Raw genomic sequence first — 16,117 nt, forward strand, 5'->3', positions numbered from 1 at the left:
CGGCCTACAGCGGACGATGATATGGGCGCATGGCCGAGGCCCGTTCCGCGGGACGCAGGCGCACGTCCGCCGCGCTCACACGCGCACGCCCAAGGATTCCAGGTCCCTGCGCGCCTGGTCGGCGTCGACGAAACGGAAGGCGTGCATGCCGGCCGACCGCGCCCCGGCGACGTTCTTCGCGGTGTCGTCGAGGAACACGCTGCTCTCGGGGCTTAGGCCGAAACGGCTCATCGCCAGTTCGTAGATGTCGGCGTTCGGCTTGTGCATCTTCTCCACGCCGGAGACGACGGTGCCCTGCAGCAGTTCGGCAAGCTGCGGGAACTTCTCGAATGCGAAATGGAACGTCTCATGGGACCAATTCGTCAATCCCCACACGCCATAGCCGGCCGCCTTCAGATCGCGCAGCAGCCGCTCCATGCCGGGCAGCATGCGTGGCAGCGCGTCGTCGTAATGCGCGATGTAATAACGGAAGATCCCGGCGACGCGTTCTCCCTGCTCGGCCACCACATCGGGCCATATCGAATCGAAGTCCTCCCCGGCGTCCATACGGTCCTCGTATCCGAAGAAGCCGCAGGGGTCGTCGTCGGCGCAGATGCGGTCGACGGTCGCGTCGTCGAATCTGCCTTCAAGACATGCCCGTGTCCGCCAATCCAGCAACACTCCGCAGAAATCGAAAACGACGTCGGTGATGGTCGGAACTGCAACGGTCATCGGGAAACCCTTCTTGTAGCGTGCGTCTGTCTTCCGCCAGTGTACCGTACCCATGTTCGTGAAGGACGTTTTCGTCTTCGCATGCGGCGTTTCCTGAAAGTCATTGGGGCGGAAAGGCTCGCTTGGGTTTTGAAAAAGGCTAATCTAGACGTTTTCGGCGATTGTGATGATTGTCATGCCGACCATTTCGAACATACAATCAATCCGAAATTAAATCAACATGTTGTCTGAATAGACGGGTGTCCTAGTGGAAAGCATTAGGAAGGGGCCGACGATGGCATATATCGAAATGGTGCACAGCTTCAAGCGCTACCATATGGGCGACATCACAATCACCGCCAACAACGATGTGAGTTTCGGCATCGAACGCGGCGAGCTTGCGATCATTCTGGGATCATCCGGAGCCGGCAAATCGACGGTGCTCAACATCCTGGGCGGCATGGACACGAATTCCGAAGGCAAGGTCATCATCGACGGCGTCGACATCTCGGACTTCGACGCGAAGCAACTGACCGATTACCGGCGCAACAACATCGGATTCGTATTCCAGTTCTACAATCTGGTGGCCAACCTCACCGCCAAGGAGAACGTGGAACTCGCCTCCGAACTCGTCAAGAACGTGGCCGATCCAGTGCAGACGCTGGTCGATGTGGGACTTGGCGACCGCATCGACAATTTCCCCGCGCAGCTTTCCGGCGGCGAGCAGCAGCGCGTGGCCATCGCGAGAGCCGTGGCGAAGAACCCGAAGATCCTGCTATGCGACGAACCGACCGGCGCGCTCGACTACCATACCGGCAAGCAGGTGCTCCGCATCCTGCAGGACATGAGCCGCAAACGCGGGGCGACGGTGGTGATCGTGACGCACAACTCCGCGATCGCCCCCATCGCGGACAGGGTGATCCGCATGCACGACGCCCGCGTCAAATCAATCGAAACCAACGAGCATCCGATGGACATCGAGGAGCTGGAATGGTGAAACGCATGCTGTGGAAGGACATCCGGCAAACACTGTCCAAGTCGAAAGGCCGGGTCGTGTCCATCGTATGCCTCATGGCGCTTGGCTCATTCGCGCTGGTGGGACTGAAGGTCACCGGGCCGGACATGCAGGCGACCGCCGCCGACTTCTACGGGCGTAACAACCTCGCCGACATCACCGTGGTCTCCAACTACGGCATCTCCAAAGACGACGAGAGGATCATCGGCAAGGCCGACGGCATCAAGGAAGTCGAATACGGGTACTTCAAGGACGTGGTCATCTCCGGCACCGACAGGAGCATGCGCATCTATTCCAAACCCGATGCCGTCTCCACCTATGACGTGACGGAAGGACGACTGCCGAAGCGGACCGGCGAAATCGCGTTGGACATGAAAGAACGCGACAGATTCGCCGTCGGCAGCACCTTGAACGTTACCGAGAAAACGGACATCGCAGGCGGCACCGTGCTACGCCACCACAAATTCACCGTCGTCGGTTTCGTCCGGGCCAGCGAGACTCTGTCCTGCCTCAACATGGGACAATCCACGGCCGGCGGCGGCGAGCTCAAAGGCTATGCCGTGGCCGTTCCGGGAGAGTTCGATTCCGACGTGAAGATGATCGCCCGGGCGACCTACGAAGACACCGAGGGATTGGACTACTGGAGCGCCGAATACCGCGATGCCGTGCAGAAGCATAAGGATCAGCTCGTGACGTTGCTCGCGAACCAGCCAAAAGCCCGCGAAGCGACGATACGCAGCCAACAGCGCAAGAAAATCGACGAGGCCAAGGACAAAGTCAAAACATCCAAACAGCAGCTTGCCGACGCGCAACGGCAGCTGGACGATGCCAAACAGCAGATCGACAACGCCAAGGACCAGTTGAGCGAAGGCAGCGCCGAGGCAGTGGAGGAAGGGTCGGCGGCCGCGGCCCAGCTGGCCACGGCGCAAGCGCAACTGGCCTCGGCCAACGCGTCGGTCGCCTCCGGACAGACGCAACTGCAGGCGGCACAGACGCAACTGGCTCAAGGACAGAACCAGCTCTCCGATTCATGGAACCAGCTGGCGAACGGCAAAACGCAGCTGGACGCGGCGCGAGAACAACTCGAAACAAGCAAAACCGTGCTCGACAAAGTCGGCGCGACGCTCGGCAAATGGGAACAGACCGGCATCACCGGCAAACTCTACGAACAAATACGCGGCAAATACGACATGGCGATCAACCAGTACAACGAAGCCTGCGCCGAATACAACAGACAGCTGAACGCCTACAATGCGGGACTGCAACAATACCAGAACGCCGTAGCGCGGCTCGACCAAGGCTCGCAGGCGTATCGGAGCAATGCGGACAATCTCGCACAGGCATCCAAACAGATGGCCGAAAAACAAAACGAGCTCGGCAAAGCGGTGTCGCAGGCCGGCAAGCAAGTCGCAGACGGCGTCACGCAGCTTATCCAAGGCCAGAGGGACATCGACAAGGCCGAAACGGAATACCAGAGCAAACTCGCCGAATTCAACGCGCAGAAGCCCGAAGCCGAACGCAAGATATCCGAAGCCGAACGGCAGATAACCCTCGCCGAGGAGAAGATCGACAATCTCACAGTCCCGGCCTATTCCGTCAGCGGCCGCCGCGAAGGCCCGACCTCGCAAGGCTACCGCGTGTACATGGTCATCGAAGGCATCGTGGCGAAACTGGCGGACATCTTCCCGATCTTCCTCTACTTCGTCGCGGCGCTCGTCACCTTCAGCACCATGGGACGCATGGTGGACGAGGAACGCACCAATTCCGGAACGTTGAAGGCGCTCGGCTACGGCAACGCGGATGTGATGCTCAAATTCACCGTATACGGATTCGCCGCATCCACCCTGGGCACATGCATCGGCGTGCTCGCCGGCCACACGCTGCTGCCGCTTATCGTCGCCCACGCATACAGCGCGGGATTCACCATGCCGGACATCATGCTCAAATTCCACCCCTGGATCACCATGGCCGCATTCGCACTTGCATGGATAAGCGCCGTCGTGCCGTCATGGCTGGCCGCGTCCAAGGAACTGCGCGAAAAACCGGCGAGCCTACTGCTGCCCAAGCCGCCGGCCAAAGGCTCGAAAATTCTTTTGGAACATTTCCCACCACTATGGAACCGTCTGAATTTCACACACAAAGTGACCGCCCGTAACATCTTCCGATACAAAACACGCATGTTCATGACGATCTTCGGCGTATGCGGAGCGGTATTCCTGCTGACGGCCGGCCTCGCCGTCCAATCCTCGATCGGACAGATAGGAAACCGACAGTTCGAGGAACTCATCCACTACGACCTGATCGTCGCCGAGGAATCCGACACCAACAGCGCGCAACGCGAGGAAATCGCCACGACGCTGAAGGGCAAAACCGTCCAATCCTCGACAGCGGTGCGCTACGAGGAACTGTCGAAAACCGCAGGCAAGGAGAACGATAAGCAGTCGATCACCCTGCTGGCCATCGACGACGCATACAACTTCAACGAATACCTGACATTACGCGACCGCAAAACACACCAACCACAGATACTGGTCAACAATGGCGCGGTAATCTCCGAACGGCTCGCCGAAATGCTCAACGTCTCGGTCGGCGACACCTTCACGGTAAACGACGAAAACGGCGCGCAACGCACCATCAAAGTCGCCGGCATCAGCGAAATGTACATCGGCCATTTCATATTCATGAACGCGCAATGCTACGAACACGTGTTCGGCGACCAGTACAGCACAAACGCATACATGGTCGGACTGAAAGACCACAGCAACGCCAACACGGAACGCCAAGGCGCCAAATTCATGAAACTGGCCGCCGTGCGCGGCGTCGTGCAGAACACGACGCAGAAGAACATGGTGTCCACAATCGTGGGATCGCTCAACCAGATCATGGAAGTGCTGATTCTCGTGGCCGTGCTGCTGGCCGTGGTGATCCTCTACGACCTGACCAACCTCAACGTGTCGGAACGCATACGCGAGCTATCCACGATCAAAGTGCTCGGCTTCCACACCAGCGAGACCACGATGTACATCTACCGCGAAACGATCCTGCTGTCACTGCTGGGCATACTCGCCGGATACGGCTTCGGAGAATGGCTGCACCGATACATCATCACCGAAGTGCCACCCGACGAAGTCATGTTCGACCTCGCCATCAGCTGGATCGCATTGGCGGCCCCGGCCATCGTCGTGGCCGTGGTACTAGCCGTGCTCGGCTGGATCGTATACCGCCAGCTCGAAACGGTGGACATGCTCGAAGCACTGAAATCAGTGGAATGACCCTCCACGAAACGGTCAGCGGAGCAGCTCGCCAAAAGCCCGGGGAACAGCCGCGACGACATCACCGGCAACAATCGGATGCCCGATCGCGCTCGCCGGAGTCTTGCCCGCATGCCCATACAGATGCGGACGATGCCATCCGCGCTGCTCCGACCCGCTGGCCATCGCGCCGGCAAGCCCATGCATATACGCGGCGGCCGCGGCGACCTCCGGAACCAAAGCCGGATCGTCGGACAGCATGTCGTCCTGCTGCGCCAGCAACGCGCCCAACACGCCGGCCAGCACATCGCCCGAACCGGCGGTGGCCATCCAGGCAGGCGCGCGCCCGGACAGGATGATCCGCGTGTTCCCATCTCCATCAGCTCCAACCACAATGGTGACCGCGCCCTTAAGCAGCACCGTGGCCCCCGTAAGCTCATGCGCGCGCAACGCCGCCCGCAATGGCCGGGCCTCCACCCACTGCCTGGAAACAACATCAGCCATATCGGCATCCAACCGATTCAGCAATGCGGCCAATTCGCCGGCATGCGGAGTGATAACGACCTGCGGCACAACATGGCACGGCAGCAAATCCAACGCGCCGGCATCAACCACAATGGGAGGCATGCCCTCCGCCCGCTCGTTCCGCGAGCCATCGCCATCCTCCAACGCGTAATGATCCAGCAGCGCGGCAATGGTCGCACGCTGCATGTCATCACCGGAAGCAACGTCACCCTCGGCGGGCACGCCGGATCCAACCACCCACGACTGCACCCGGCCCTTGCCCAACACAGCCTCCGGCAACACGGCCAATATCATATCCTGCGCACGCTGCGGCCCCAGATAACGCACCATGCCCACATTCGCGCACGCCGCGGCCCTCGCCGACAACACGGCAGCACCCGGATACCGCGCCGAACCAGTCACCAAACCAACCACCCCACGCGAATACTTGCCATCCGCAAGAGACGGAAGACGAACCGAATCCGCCACAAAATCGCCATCCGTCATCTCGGCAAACGGAACAGCATCATCGACATCGAAACCGAAATCGACCAACGTGATCCGTCCGCAAGCATACGAAGCCGGCGGCACCATCGCACACGGCTTCATCGCACCGAACGTCACCGTCACATCCGCAGGAATATACGGCCCCGGCAACGAACCATCATCAACACCCACACCCGACGGCGCATCGACGGCCACCACCAACGGCAAATCAGCGGAAGGGTCATTGTTCGGCAACGCAGGCTTGTCCGGCAACACGCCATCCATACCCAAAGACGAAGCCAACGTGCCAGCGACACCACGCAACGCGCCGGCCACGCCAATCCCCGTCATAGCATCAAGCACCACATGCGCACCCCGCGCACACTCGACCGCAGCCTGCAGCCGCTCACCAGCCTCACCCGCGGAAAAACCAGACGTGCACCCAGGAATATCAGCCGCCGGATCCAACACCAACACACGCCCACCCGCACGAACAAACTCCCTAAACGCATCCTCATGCAACGAACGGCCAACAGCAACCGCGGTAACCTGCGCACCCTCACGCGCCAACTCAGCCCCCGCATACAAGCCATCGCCACCATTGTCCCCAGCGCCAGCCAACACCGTGACCCGCGCATCCTCAACATCCAAATCCTCATCATCAAGCAACGACAACGTCACACGAGCCACCGCAGAAGCAGCCATACGCATCAACGGCACACCATCATCCAACAAAGGACGCTCCAACTGCCGGACAACATCGGCGGAATAGGAACTATACAACAACGTCTGCAAACGGTCGGCATCATCGGAGACATCCATGGAAAATCCTTCCCCTCGGCGTGGAACCACAAACACCACTTTAGTCGTATATTAAAAACAACAAACAAAAACGGCATGGACGCCAAACAAGAAAACGGAGCGGAACATGGCATACATCGAAATGAAAAACAGCACCAAGCTCTACCACATGGGATCCACCACCATCACCGCCAACGACAACGTCTCCTTCACCATCGAACAAGACGAACTCGCCATCATCCTCGGCGCATCCGGCGCAGGCAAATCAACAGTGCTCAACATCCTAGGAGGCATGGACACCAACACCTCAGGACAAGTAATCATCGACGGCAAAGACATCTCCAACTACACACCCAAACAACTCACCGCATACCGCCGCACCGACATCGGCTTCGTATTCCAGTTCTACAACCTCGTCGCCAACCTCACCGCACGCGAAAACGTGGAACTCGCCTCACAAATCGTTCCCGACGCACAAGACGCCCGACAGGCGCTCGCCGACGTAGGGCTTGCGGACCGCGTCGACAATTTTCCCGCGCAGTTGTCGGGCGGCGAGCAGCAGCGTGTGGCGATCGCTCGAGCGGTGGCGAAGAATCCGAAGATTCTGCTGTGTGACGAACCGACCGGCGCGCTTGACTACAACACCGGCAAGCAAGTGCTCCGCATTCTGCAGGACATGAGCCGCAAGAAGGGCGCGACAGTGGTGATCGTGACGCATAATTCTGCGATTGCGCCGATTGCGGACCGTGTAATTCGCATGCATGATGGACGTGTGTCATCGATTGAGGTCAACGAGCATCCGATGGATATCGAAGAGCTTGAATGGTGACGTTGCGACACGCTGTGATACGTATGATTTGCGTAAATGGCTGATTCGTGTAATATATGTGACTTGTGCACGGAAGCTAAGTCTTCCGGTGGGAACATTCCTGCGTAGCTCAGTTGGCAGAGCATCCGACTGTTAATCGGACGGTCACTGGTTCAAGCCCAGTCGCAGGAGCGCAGTTTCGGGTACTCCGGAACATATTCCTGCGTAGCTCAGTTGGCAGAGCATTCGACTGTTAATCGAACGGTCACTGGTTCAAGCCCAGTCGCAGGAGCTTTTTAGCCCTTGGTTTTCCAAGGGCTTTTTTGTTTCCGTAAGAACTTTTCGCTGCTATTCCAACGAATCGAGCACGTCGTCAATGAGTGTGCGGTCGTGTGCCGCATCAGCCTTGAGTCGAGGGAAGCGACGTATGACGTTGTCGGGACTTGCGTTGGCCGCACGTGCCACATTCGATTTTGACTCGCCATGCGCCACGGCGATTTCCGCGAGCCGATCCACTAGCGAATCCGAAACCTGCCGTATTTGCTCGCCAACCCATAACTGGGACAATTCGGGTGAAAGCGTGTAATCGTCCTGCAGCTCGCTTGAAGCCTCCTGAATGGCGGCCCATAGCACCATGAATGGCTTGCGGTAGTAGGCGATGCGTTCCTCGGACGGCTCGCTCTCCAACTGCTGCAATGCCTTGCGTTGCGTAGTGTTGTCACTCATGCGTCCCATCGTATGCCACGTTCGGTGGCGTTTTGGCATGTCATGGCGCGACACGCCCGGCATCTGTGGATAAGTGTTGTTCTCCGACCACAAGGTCGTTCCAAGTCGACGGGCGGTCTTCGAACGTGCCATGATATCGATTCCCGATAGAGACGCGGACCACAGGAGGCCTCATGAACAAATGGGAATACCGTCGTCGTGTTCGACACAATAAGATGTCCGATGACATTGACAAGCGCAACCGGCACCGGTGCGCCGCGGCGATGGCCGTATGCGTATTGGCGAATATCGCGTTCACGATATGCTGCGCGCAACCTACGGCGTCGGCATACGCGCAATCGGCTGATGACGTGGCGCATGAAGTCGCACAAGCGGCATGCCGCACATCAATGCAGTGGCCTTTGGAGCACGCGCAAGTAATCGGCGAATATGATGCGCCGGCTAAACAATGGTTGCCTGGGCATCGCGGTTTGGATTTGCGTGCACGGCCGCAAGACGCCATCATCGCGCCCGCGGATGGTGTGGTCGCCTTCAGTGGCAAAGTGGCGGGCAAATCCGTGGTAACGCTTCGCCACGGTGCGGAAACAGGAAGCCTGACGTCGACGTTTGAACCCGCGGTCACTACGCGACCGGTCGGGGCCGTCATCGCCAAGGGGGAGCGTTTCGCTCGTGTTGAAGGTGGCTCGGAACATTGCGCCGATGGATGCCTGCATTGGGGCCTCAAGAGCGGAGGACGTGATTATGCGGATCCGTCGGGCAGAGTGAGGTCGATGCGGGTTGAACTGAAACCGTTGTAACGGCCATATCCACGGGTGTTGTCGTTGTTCCTGGGGTCGTGGCCTTAAAGAAAAAGTGCGGTATTCCGGCTATGATGCTGTCTGTACATTAGATTTCGAGGAGCGAGAAGCTTATGATCAAGGAATACACGCGCCCTTTGGAACAGGGAATTGACTCGGACAAAAACATCTTCTCAGTACTTGAGGAGCGTGTGGAACGCACTCCTGACGACAATCTTGTCGAATACAAGAACGCTCAGGGCGAATGGGCGGCGTTCACCGCTGCGGAGTTCAAAAACAAGGTCGTCGCCCTCGCCAAAGGACTTATCGCTCGTGGCGTAATGCCTGGAGATTCGGTATCCATTATCGCGCATACCTGCTGGCAGTGGACCGCGCTTGATGTGGCCATCATGTCCATCGGCGCCCTTACCGTTCCGGTCTATGAAACGAATTCGCCGGCGCAGGTGAAGATGATTTTCAATGATGCCAATGTCAAGATGGCGTTCGCTGAGGATGATTTCCAGCGCGACAAAATCGAATCCGTCCGTGATCAGTGCCCGGATCTTGGCGACGTGTACGTCATCGGACTTGGTGCAATTGACACGATCATCGAATACGGCCGCGCGGTCTCCGACGCCGAATTCCTTGAACGTGAACAAGCGGTCAAAGGCTCCGATCTAGCCACCATCGTATATACGTCGGGATCCACTGGCACCCCGAAGGGCGTTGAACTGACGCATGCCAATTTCGTGTTCATCACCTATTCCGGCGTCAACTCCATGCCGGACATCGCCATGAAACCGAATCGTCGACTGCTGCTGTTCCTGCCGCTCGCCCATGTATTCGCCCGATACATGCAGTTCTTCTGCTTTGCCGGAAACGTTTCACTCGGTCTGTCCAGCAATCTGAAGACCATTCTCGCCGATTTCAAGGCGTTCAAACCGACGTTCATCCTCGCCGTGCCGCGGATTTTCGAAAAGATCTACAATGCGGCCTCGCAGAAGGCCGGAGCCGGTTTCAAGGGACGTGTTTTCGCTGACGCCACCCAGACGGCATGCGATTGGTCGCATGCTCAGCAGTCCGGTGGGAGCATTCCACTCGCGCTGAACGCAAAACATGCCCTGTACAACAAGCTGGTGTATTCGTCAATCATGGAAGTGTTCGGCGGCCACGTCGAGTATGCGGTCTCCGGCGGAGCGCCGCTTGATTCCTCTATCGCGCATTTCTTCAACGGTGTCGGTCTGTCGCTATTGGAAGGCTACGGCATGACCGAAACGTGCGCCCCCTCGAGTGTCAATCCGACCGAAGGCTACAAGATCGGCACCATCGGCTTGCCTCTGCAAGGCGTGACCATGGGGGTCGACGAAGAAGGGGAGCTGTGCATAAAGAGCCCTGCCGTATGCGCCGGATACCACAACAATCCTGACGTTACCAAGCAGCAAATTGTCGATGGATGGCTGCATACCGGTGATCTCGGCTCCATTGATGATGACGGCTTCGTTTCCATCGTCGGGCGTAAGAAGGATCTCATCATCACCGCAGGCGGCAAGAACGTCTCCCCATGCGAGATGGAAGCATCCATCATGACTTCGCCGGTGGTGAGCCAATGCGTCATGATCGGCGATCGCAAGCCATTCATCGCCGCAATCATCTCCCTTGATTTGGCGGAGACGAACCTATGGCTGGAATCCAAGGGAGCGGAACAGGTCGCTGATTTGGATGAAGCCTCGAAGAATCCCATTGTGCGTGCGGAAGTGGAGCGTGCCGTCAACAAAGCCAATGAGCTCGCCTCACGTGCCGAATCAATCCGCAAGTTCGAAATCGTTCCCGACGAGTTCACTGAGGAGAACGGTTTGGTCACGCCGAGCATGAAGGCCCGCAGGCAGGCAGTGGTTGAACATTACCGGACGTTGATCGACAAGGTCATCTACGTGCCGAGGAAGCCGGCGGCTCACGCCGAATGATGTTCGAAATATGGTGGGGGCCGGTGACATCCGAGTGATGCCATCGGCCCCCACCATATCCGGAAGAATCCCGGAAGAATCCCGGAAGAATCATAGGCCCGCATCCGCCAGCGAAATGTAGCCGGGTTCAATCAGCGTTTTCTTGAGATTGTCGGCGCTGATCGCCAATGTCTCCTCATGGATGGTCGTAATTTTCTTCCCCTCGACCGTTGCGGAACGGATGAAACCGAGTTTGGAAAGTTTGCCCGAAGTGTTCAGTCGCACGCATGTCTGCGCGATGTCATCGGCCAACGCCTTGCGGTTCTCCATGGCGGTCATCCATTGCTTGCCGTTGACGATGTTCGGCATGGAACTGATATAGGCCCCATAGCCGGTGATGATCGGCCATTTTGCGTTTTCCTTGTTATCGGAATCGCTGTCGTCATCCGATGACGACGTCTTCGCAGGGTCAGGCACTGCCTGCCGTTTCAGGTCTTTTTTGCCCGTGATGCTGTCCACGATGCCGGAGATTGAGATGGAAGGGTTGATATCGGCTGAGGAACCTGTGTAGCCGAGTTTGTCCAACTCGTCGGCGATGTTCTTCGCCACATAGTCGTTGCAGGAGATGACGCCATCAAGGTGGACAGGGTGCGAATCGTCCTTGTCCGCGTCGAGACGTTCGGCAAGCACCGATTTGATTTGTTCGGCTTTTGACGAATCGAATGCCACGGACCGCCAGTCATCCTTGGTGGTCGAAGCGGTGAGCGTCTCGGAAGGAGATGCCGCTTTGCCGTCCTTGAAATACGGTTCGAGCACTTTCCAGATGCCTTTGAACATGTTCTGGGCGAAGGACGTGTCCGTTTTGGCATCATGTCCGTCGGCCGCGTCGTAGGGGAGTAGTACCTCGATTTGCTTGGGGGCATCGGACGATGCCTTGTCGAGCTCGAGCTTGTTGACGAGCTCTTTGGCTTGCAGTTCTCCAATCTGCTCGGCCGTGGTCATCGGCACGTACACGTCCGGCGCATACCCTTGAAGCGTATTGGAGATCAGAACGACCTTCATTCCTTCATTCTGCGCAAGCTGCAACGCCGAAACCAGCCGTTGCGCTGATTGCGCATAATCCTGTTCGTCCTCATCCGACGCGTCGGAGTTCCACGTGATATCATGCCGTGCATAGTCGCCGTATTGCCTGTCGGATTCCGGCATCTCGGCGACAGGCGCCACCACCAAGGTGGTTTTGGCTTTCGTGGACGAATGCTCGGTCCCGTTGATGTGATTCACCACATAGTCTTGGACGCTTTGACTTTGTTTGTCGAGGTTCGAAGCGGTTTTCACGGTGATGTCGCCGCTTTTGACACCGGTCCGTTTCAACGAGGACACGATTTCGGGAACGAGTTTTTCCCATTTGCTCAATGGCGTCTGTTGAGAGATGGTGATGCTGTCTGTCGGAGCGAAAATCGCCACATTGCCGGCATCGGCTGTTGCGCTGGATTGTGATGACGGCTGTTGCTGCGATTGCGAATCACCGTTGGGCGAGCAGGCCCCCATGGCTGTTGCCATGCAGACCGATGCCAGCAGAGCGAGCAGACGTTTCGCCGGGATTGTGCGATGCAGAATCATGCCATGTCCTTTGCGGAAGAATAGACGTTCCTTATACTGACCATCGATTGTAATATCCGGACGTCAAAAAGCCCGTACGCGTGTGTGATTGCGCATACGGGCTTTCGACAGCTCAGATAGATTACTCTGCCAGAGCCTTTGCCAGATTCTCGTCGAGGGCGTTCATGAAACCCTCGGTATCGAGCCAAGGCTGGTCCGGTCCGATGAGCATGGCCAGATCCTTGGTCATCTGTCCGCCTTCGACGGTGGAGATGATGACTTTCTCCAAAGTTTCGGCGAAATGCTTGACTTCCGGAGTGTTGTCAAGGTCGGCGCGATGCTTCAGACCGCCGGTCCATGCGAAGATGGAGGCGATCGGATTGGTCGAGGTCTTTTCACCCTTCTGCCAACGGCGATAATGGCGGGTCACGGTGCCGTGCGCGGCTTCGGCTTCGACGGTCTGCCCGTCGGGAGTCATCAGCACGGAGGTCATTAGGCCAAGGGAGCCGAATCCCTGTGCGACGGAATCCGACTGCACGTCGCCATCGTAGTTCTTGCAAGCCCAGATATAGCCGCCATGCCACTTGAGGGAGCTTGCCACCATGTCATCAATGAGTCGGTGCTCGTAGGTCAGGCCAGCCGCCTCGTACTTGTCCTTGTATTCGTTTTCGAACACCTCGGCGAACGTATCCTTGAACTGGCCGTCGTACGCCTTGAGAATCGTGTTCTTGGTGGACAGGTACACCGGATAGCCGCGCATCAGACCATAGTTGAAGCAGGCGCGTGCGAAACCTCGGATGGAATCGTTCACGTTGTATTGCACCTGGGCAACTCCGCCGTCAGGGCCATAATTGTAAACGACGTGCTCAATCGGCTCGGAGCCGTCTTCCGGAGTGAAGGTTACGGTGAGGGTGCCGGCTCCCGGAACCTTGAAATCAGTGGCTTTGTACTGGTCTCCGAAGGCGTGACGTGCCACGACGATCGGCTTGGTCCATCCCGGGACCAGGCGAGGCACATTGCTCATGACGATTGGCTCGCGGAAGATGGTGCCGCCGAGAATGTTGCGGATGGTACCATTGGGGGACTTCCACATCTTCTTGAGGCCGAACTCCTTGACGCGCGCCTCGTCCGGGGTGATGGTGGCGCATTTGACGCCGACATGTTCGCGCTGGATGGCCTTCGCCGCGTCGACGGTCACCTGATCGTCGGTGGCGTCGCGGTTTTCGATGCCCAGATCGTAATAATCCAAATCCACGTCGAGGTACGGCAGGATCAGACGGTTCTTGATGTCTTTCCAGATGACACGGGTCATCTCGTCGCCGTCGAGTTCGACGACTTTGCCTTCGACCTTGATTTTGGCCATGGTTTGTCCTCCCTGTCGGAATTGAAGGTGATGGGTTCCGTCTTATTACATGTGTGTTAATTCCGTATGGAAATGTCCAAAACCGTGGGGACACGCGCGAAGGCACTGTCATAGCTGAGCATTAGCCTTGAAACCATGTCTCAGGAAATTGAAATCGGTTTGGGCAAGAAGGGCCGTCTGGCCTATTCGCTGGACGATGTCTCCATCGTTCCCTCCCGTCGTACCCGTGATCCTCAGGATGTGTCCACCTCTTGGCAGGTCGACGCCTATGAATTCGACGTGCCGGTCATCGGCGCCCCGATGGATTCCGTGACCAGCCCGGCCACGGCCATCGCCATGGGCAAGATGGGCGCGCTTGGCGTGCTTGACCTAGAAGGATTGTGGACCCGCTATGACGATCCCCAGCCGCTGCTGGACGAAATCGCGCAGCTGTCTGCGGACAAGGCCACCGAACGCATCCAGCAGATTTACGCTGAGCCGATCAAGCCGGAACTCATCGTCGAACGTCTGCATGAGATTCGTGATGCCGGCGTCACCGTAGCCGGCGCGCTGTCTCCGCAGCGTACGCAGGATTATTATTCCACCGTGCTTGAGGCCGGTGTCGATCTGTTTGTCATTCGTGGCACCGTGGTGTCGGCGGAGCATGTCTCCAAGGACCATGAGCCCCTGAACCTTAAGAAATTCATCTATGACCTGGATGTCCCCGTCATTGTTGGCGGCGCGGCCAACTACACGGCTGCGTTGCATTTGATGCGCACGGGAGCCGCTGGCGTGCTTGTCGGCTTCGGTGGCGGTGCGGTATCCGCCAACCGCAACACGATTGGAGTGCACGCGCCGATGGCCACAGCCATCGCCGATGTCGCCGAGGCCCGCCGCGATTACATGGACGAATCGGGCGGACGCTATGTGCAGGTGATTGCCGACGGCGGTATGGGTGATTCCGGCAGCTTCGTCAAGGCATTCGCGCTGGGCGCCGATGCGGTGATGCTGGGCTCGCCTCTGGCACGCGCCTCCGAGGCTCCTGGCAAAGGCATGCATTGGGGCGCCGAGGCCCGCCACCAGACGTTGCCGCGCGGATTCCGCACTAACGTGGGCACCGTAGGTTCCTTGCAGGAGGTCATGTTCGGCCCGAGCCATAACGCCGACGGAACCACCAATTTTGTTGGGGCGCTTCGCAGAGCCATGGCCACGACCGGTTATGTCGATTTGAAGAGCTTCCAACGTTGTCCGGTTACGGTCGCTTCGAGCCACTGATCAGATAGCTTCGTCCTGTGGATAAAAAAGTTATCCACAATCCCTCCGTCGACTTGACGGGGGGATTGTCTTTATGTATTAATGTTTTTGGTCCTTCTCAGTGAAGAGAGTTGGATGACATTAAATAGGTAAAGAAATGAGGGATCCATGGCAATGGACGACTTATCTGACGATGGCGTTTCACCTCCGGAATGGCAGTCCGGCTCTGAGCGGGAGCCGGAAGACGACAAGGAGATAGAAGGCAATGAGCCTGACGAAATCCCACCGTCAGACCCTGATTCGTATGTCGGTCTTAAAGAAGCGGAAAACAATGGCCAATGGCTGCAGTGCATAGGAAAATCCGTCGAGAAGCTTCCTTCATATGATGGGTTTTTGGAAACACAATTATCCGGTATGCGGGTGCCCTTCCATGTTATCCGGTCCGATTCCACACCGTGGGACGCGAAGCAAGCCTATTCCTTGGCGTTATTGGGCGCGCGCATGTCGTGCGATGCCATCGACATCTTCCGTGGTCGGCAAAAGCCGGCGCATGTAGAGCGTATTCTAACGGAGGACTGTATGCGTAGGCTTAAAATCGCAGCTTCCATAATAGGCCATTATATGAAGGAAGACGCAAATCTATATGCCAAGATTGGTCTGCTTCCCATCAACGTGTCCGCCATTAACGGCTGGTTGACTTCGACCACGAAATTCGAATGTGCGGCTTTGCTCAACATCGGCGAAACGCGGTTGAGATGCAACACCGCATTCAGGCTCAAAGGCTCCACGTGGAAGTGCGTCTTGGCTGATTTCGGGTGATCGCATTGATGCGATGATACGGTAGGAATCTGCAAAAAGCCCTTGGCGTCGATGTTCGCAGTCGATGCCAAGGGCTTTCAGCGTGCCTTAAGCATACGGGAAC

Annotated in this window: 12 protein-coding genes and 2 tRNA genes; 9 read left to right on the plus strand and 5 right to left on the minus strand. The window is 57.7% G+C overall.

Annotated features, from left to right (window positions below; translation table 11 throughout):
* Positions 1-75 precede the first annotated feature (75 nt).
* Positions 76-711, minus strand: a complete 636-nt coding sequence (locus tag BAD_RS04085) for an HAD family hydrolase (protein WP_021913284.1) — start codon at positions 709-711, stop codon at positions 76-78.
* Positions 712-985: 274 nt separating this feature from the next.
* Between BAD_RS04085 and BAD_RS04090 the strand changes: the two genes are divergently transcribed.
* Entirely contained in the window at positions 986-1,687 is a 702-nt protein-coding gene (locus BAD_RS04090; RefSeq protein WP_041777299.1) for an ABC transporter ATP-binding protein, read from the plus strand.
* Complete coding sequence (locus tag BAD_RS04095; protein WP_041777300.1) at positions 1,681-4,977, plus strand: ABC transporter permease; 3,297 nt, start codon at positions 1,681-1,683, stop codon at positions 4,975-4,977. Before BAD_RS04090 ends, BAD_RS04095 begins: the two co-directional genes overlap by 7 nt.
* Positions 4,978-4,992: 15 nt before the next feature.
* On the opposite strand, the gene BAD_RS04100 is transcribed toward BAD_RS04095, so the two are convergent.
* Positions 4,993-6,768, minus strand: a complete 1,776-nt coding sequence (locus BAD_RS04100; RefSeq protein WP_011743160.1) for a bifunctional ADP-dependent NAD(P)H-hydrate dehydratase/NAD(P)H-hydrate epimerase — start codon at positions 6,766-6,768, stop codon at positions 4,993-4,995.
* Positions 6,769-6,874: 106 nt separating this feature from the next.
* Here BAD_RS04100 and BAD_RS04105 point away from each other — a divergent pair, with 106 nt between their 5' ends.
* The 3 genes from BAD_RS04105 (at position 6,875) to BAD_RS04115 (ending at position 7,847) form a co-directional block, all read left to right on the plus strand.
* Positions 6,875-7,576, plus strand: coding sequence for an ABC transporter ATP-binding protein (locus tag BAD_RS04105; protein ID WP_011743161.1), 702 nt, complete (start codon positions 6,875-6,877; stop codon positions 7,574-7,576).
* A gap of 98 nt (positions 7,577-7,674) precedes the next feature.
* Positions 7,675-7,747: transfer RNA gene (locus BAD_RS04110), tRNA-Asn, on the plus strand.
* A gap of 27 nt (positions 7,748-7,774) precedes the next feature.
* A tRNA-Asn gene (locus tag BAD_RS04115) sits at positions 7,775-7,847 on the plus strand.
* Positions 7,848-7,903: 56 nt separating this feature from the next.
* On the opposite strand, the gene BAD_RS04120 is transcribed toward BAD_RS04115, so the two are convergent.
* Positions 7,904-8,281, minus strand: coding sequence for a hypothetical protein (locus BAD_RS04120; protein WP_003809340.1), 378 nt, complete (start codon positions 8,279-8,281; stop codon positions 7,904-7,906).
* A 215-nt stretch (positions 8,282-8,496) separates the two neighbouring features.
* On the opposite strand from BAD_RS04120, the gene BAD_RS04125 reads away from it, so the two are divergent.
* Entirely contained in the window at positions 8,497-9,078 is a 582-nt protein-coding gene (locus BAD_RS04125) for a M23 family metallopeptidase (RefSeq protein ID WP_113736408.1), read from the plus strand.
* 113 nt (positions 9,079-9,191) lie between these two features.
* A complete protein-coding gene (locus tag BAD_RS04130; RefSeq protein ID WP_011743163.1) occupies positions 9,192-11,021 on the plus strand; it encodes an AMP-dependent synthetase/ligase in 1,830 nt (609 codons plus the stop codon).
* 90 nt (positions 11,022-11,111) lie between these two features.
* Here the strand turns inward: BAD_RS04130 and BAD_RS04135 are convergent, their stop codons facing one another.
* Complete coding sequence (locus BAD_RS04135; protein ID WP_011743164.1) at positions 11,112-12,620, minus strand: substrate-binding domain-containing protein; 1,509 nt, start codon at positions 12,618-12,620, stop codon at positions 11,112-11,114.
* 121 nt (positions 12,621-12,741) lie between these two features.
* A complete protein-coding gene (locus BAD_RS04140) occupies positions 12,742-13,962 on the minus strand; it encodes an NADP-dependent isocitrate dehydrogenase (RefSeq protein WP_003809335.1) in 1,221 nt (406 codons plus the stop codon).
* Between the two features lie 135 nt (positions 13,963-14,097).
* Here BAD_RS04140 and BAD_RS04145 point away from each other — a divergent pair, with 135 nt between their 5' ends.
* Positions 14,098-15,216, plus strand: coding sequence for a GuaB3 family IMP dehydrogenase-related protein (locus tag BAD_RS04145; RefSeq protein ID WP_021913294.1), 1,119 nt, complete (start codon positions 14,098-14,100; stop codon positions 15,214-15,216).
* Positions 15,217-15,363: 147 nt separating this feature from the next.
* Positions 15,364-16,014, plus strand: coding sequence for a hypothetical protein (locus tag BAD_RS04150; RefSeq protein ID WP_003809333.1), 651 nt, complete (start codon positions 15,364-15,366; stop codon positions 16,012-16,014).
* Positions 16,015-16,117: the final 103 nt, after the last annotated feature.

It is taken from the genome of Bifidobacterium adolescentis ATCC 15703 (genome assembly GCF_000010425.1).
Taxonomy (GTDB): domain Bacteria; phylum Actinomycetota; class Actinomycetes; order Actinomycetales; family Bifidobacteriaceae; genus Bifidobacterium; species Bifidobacterium adolescentis.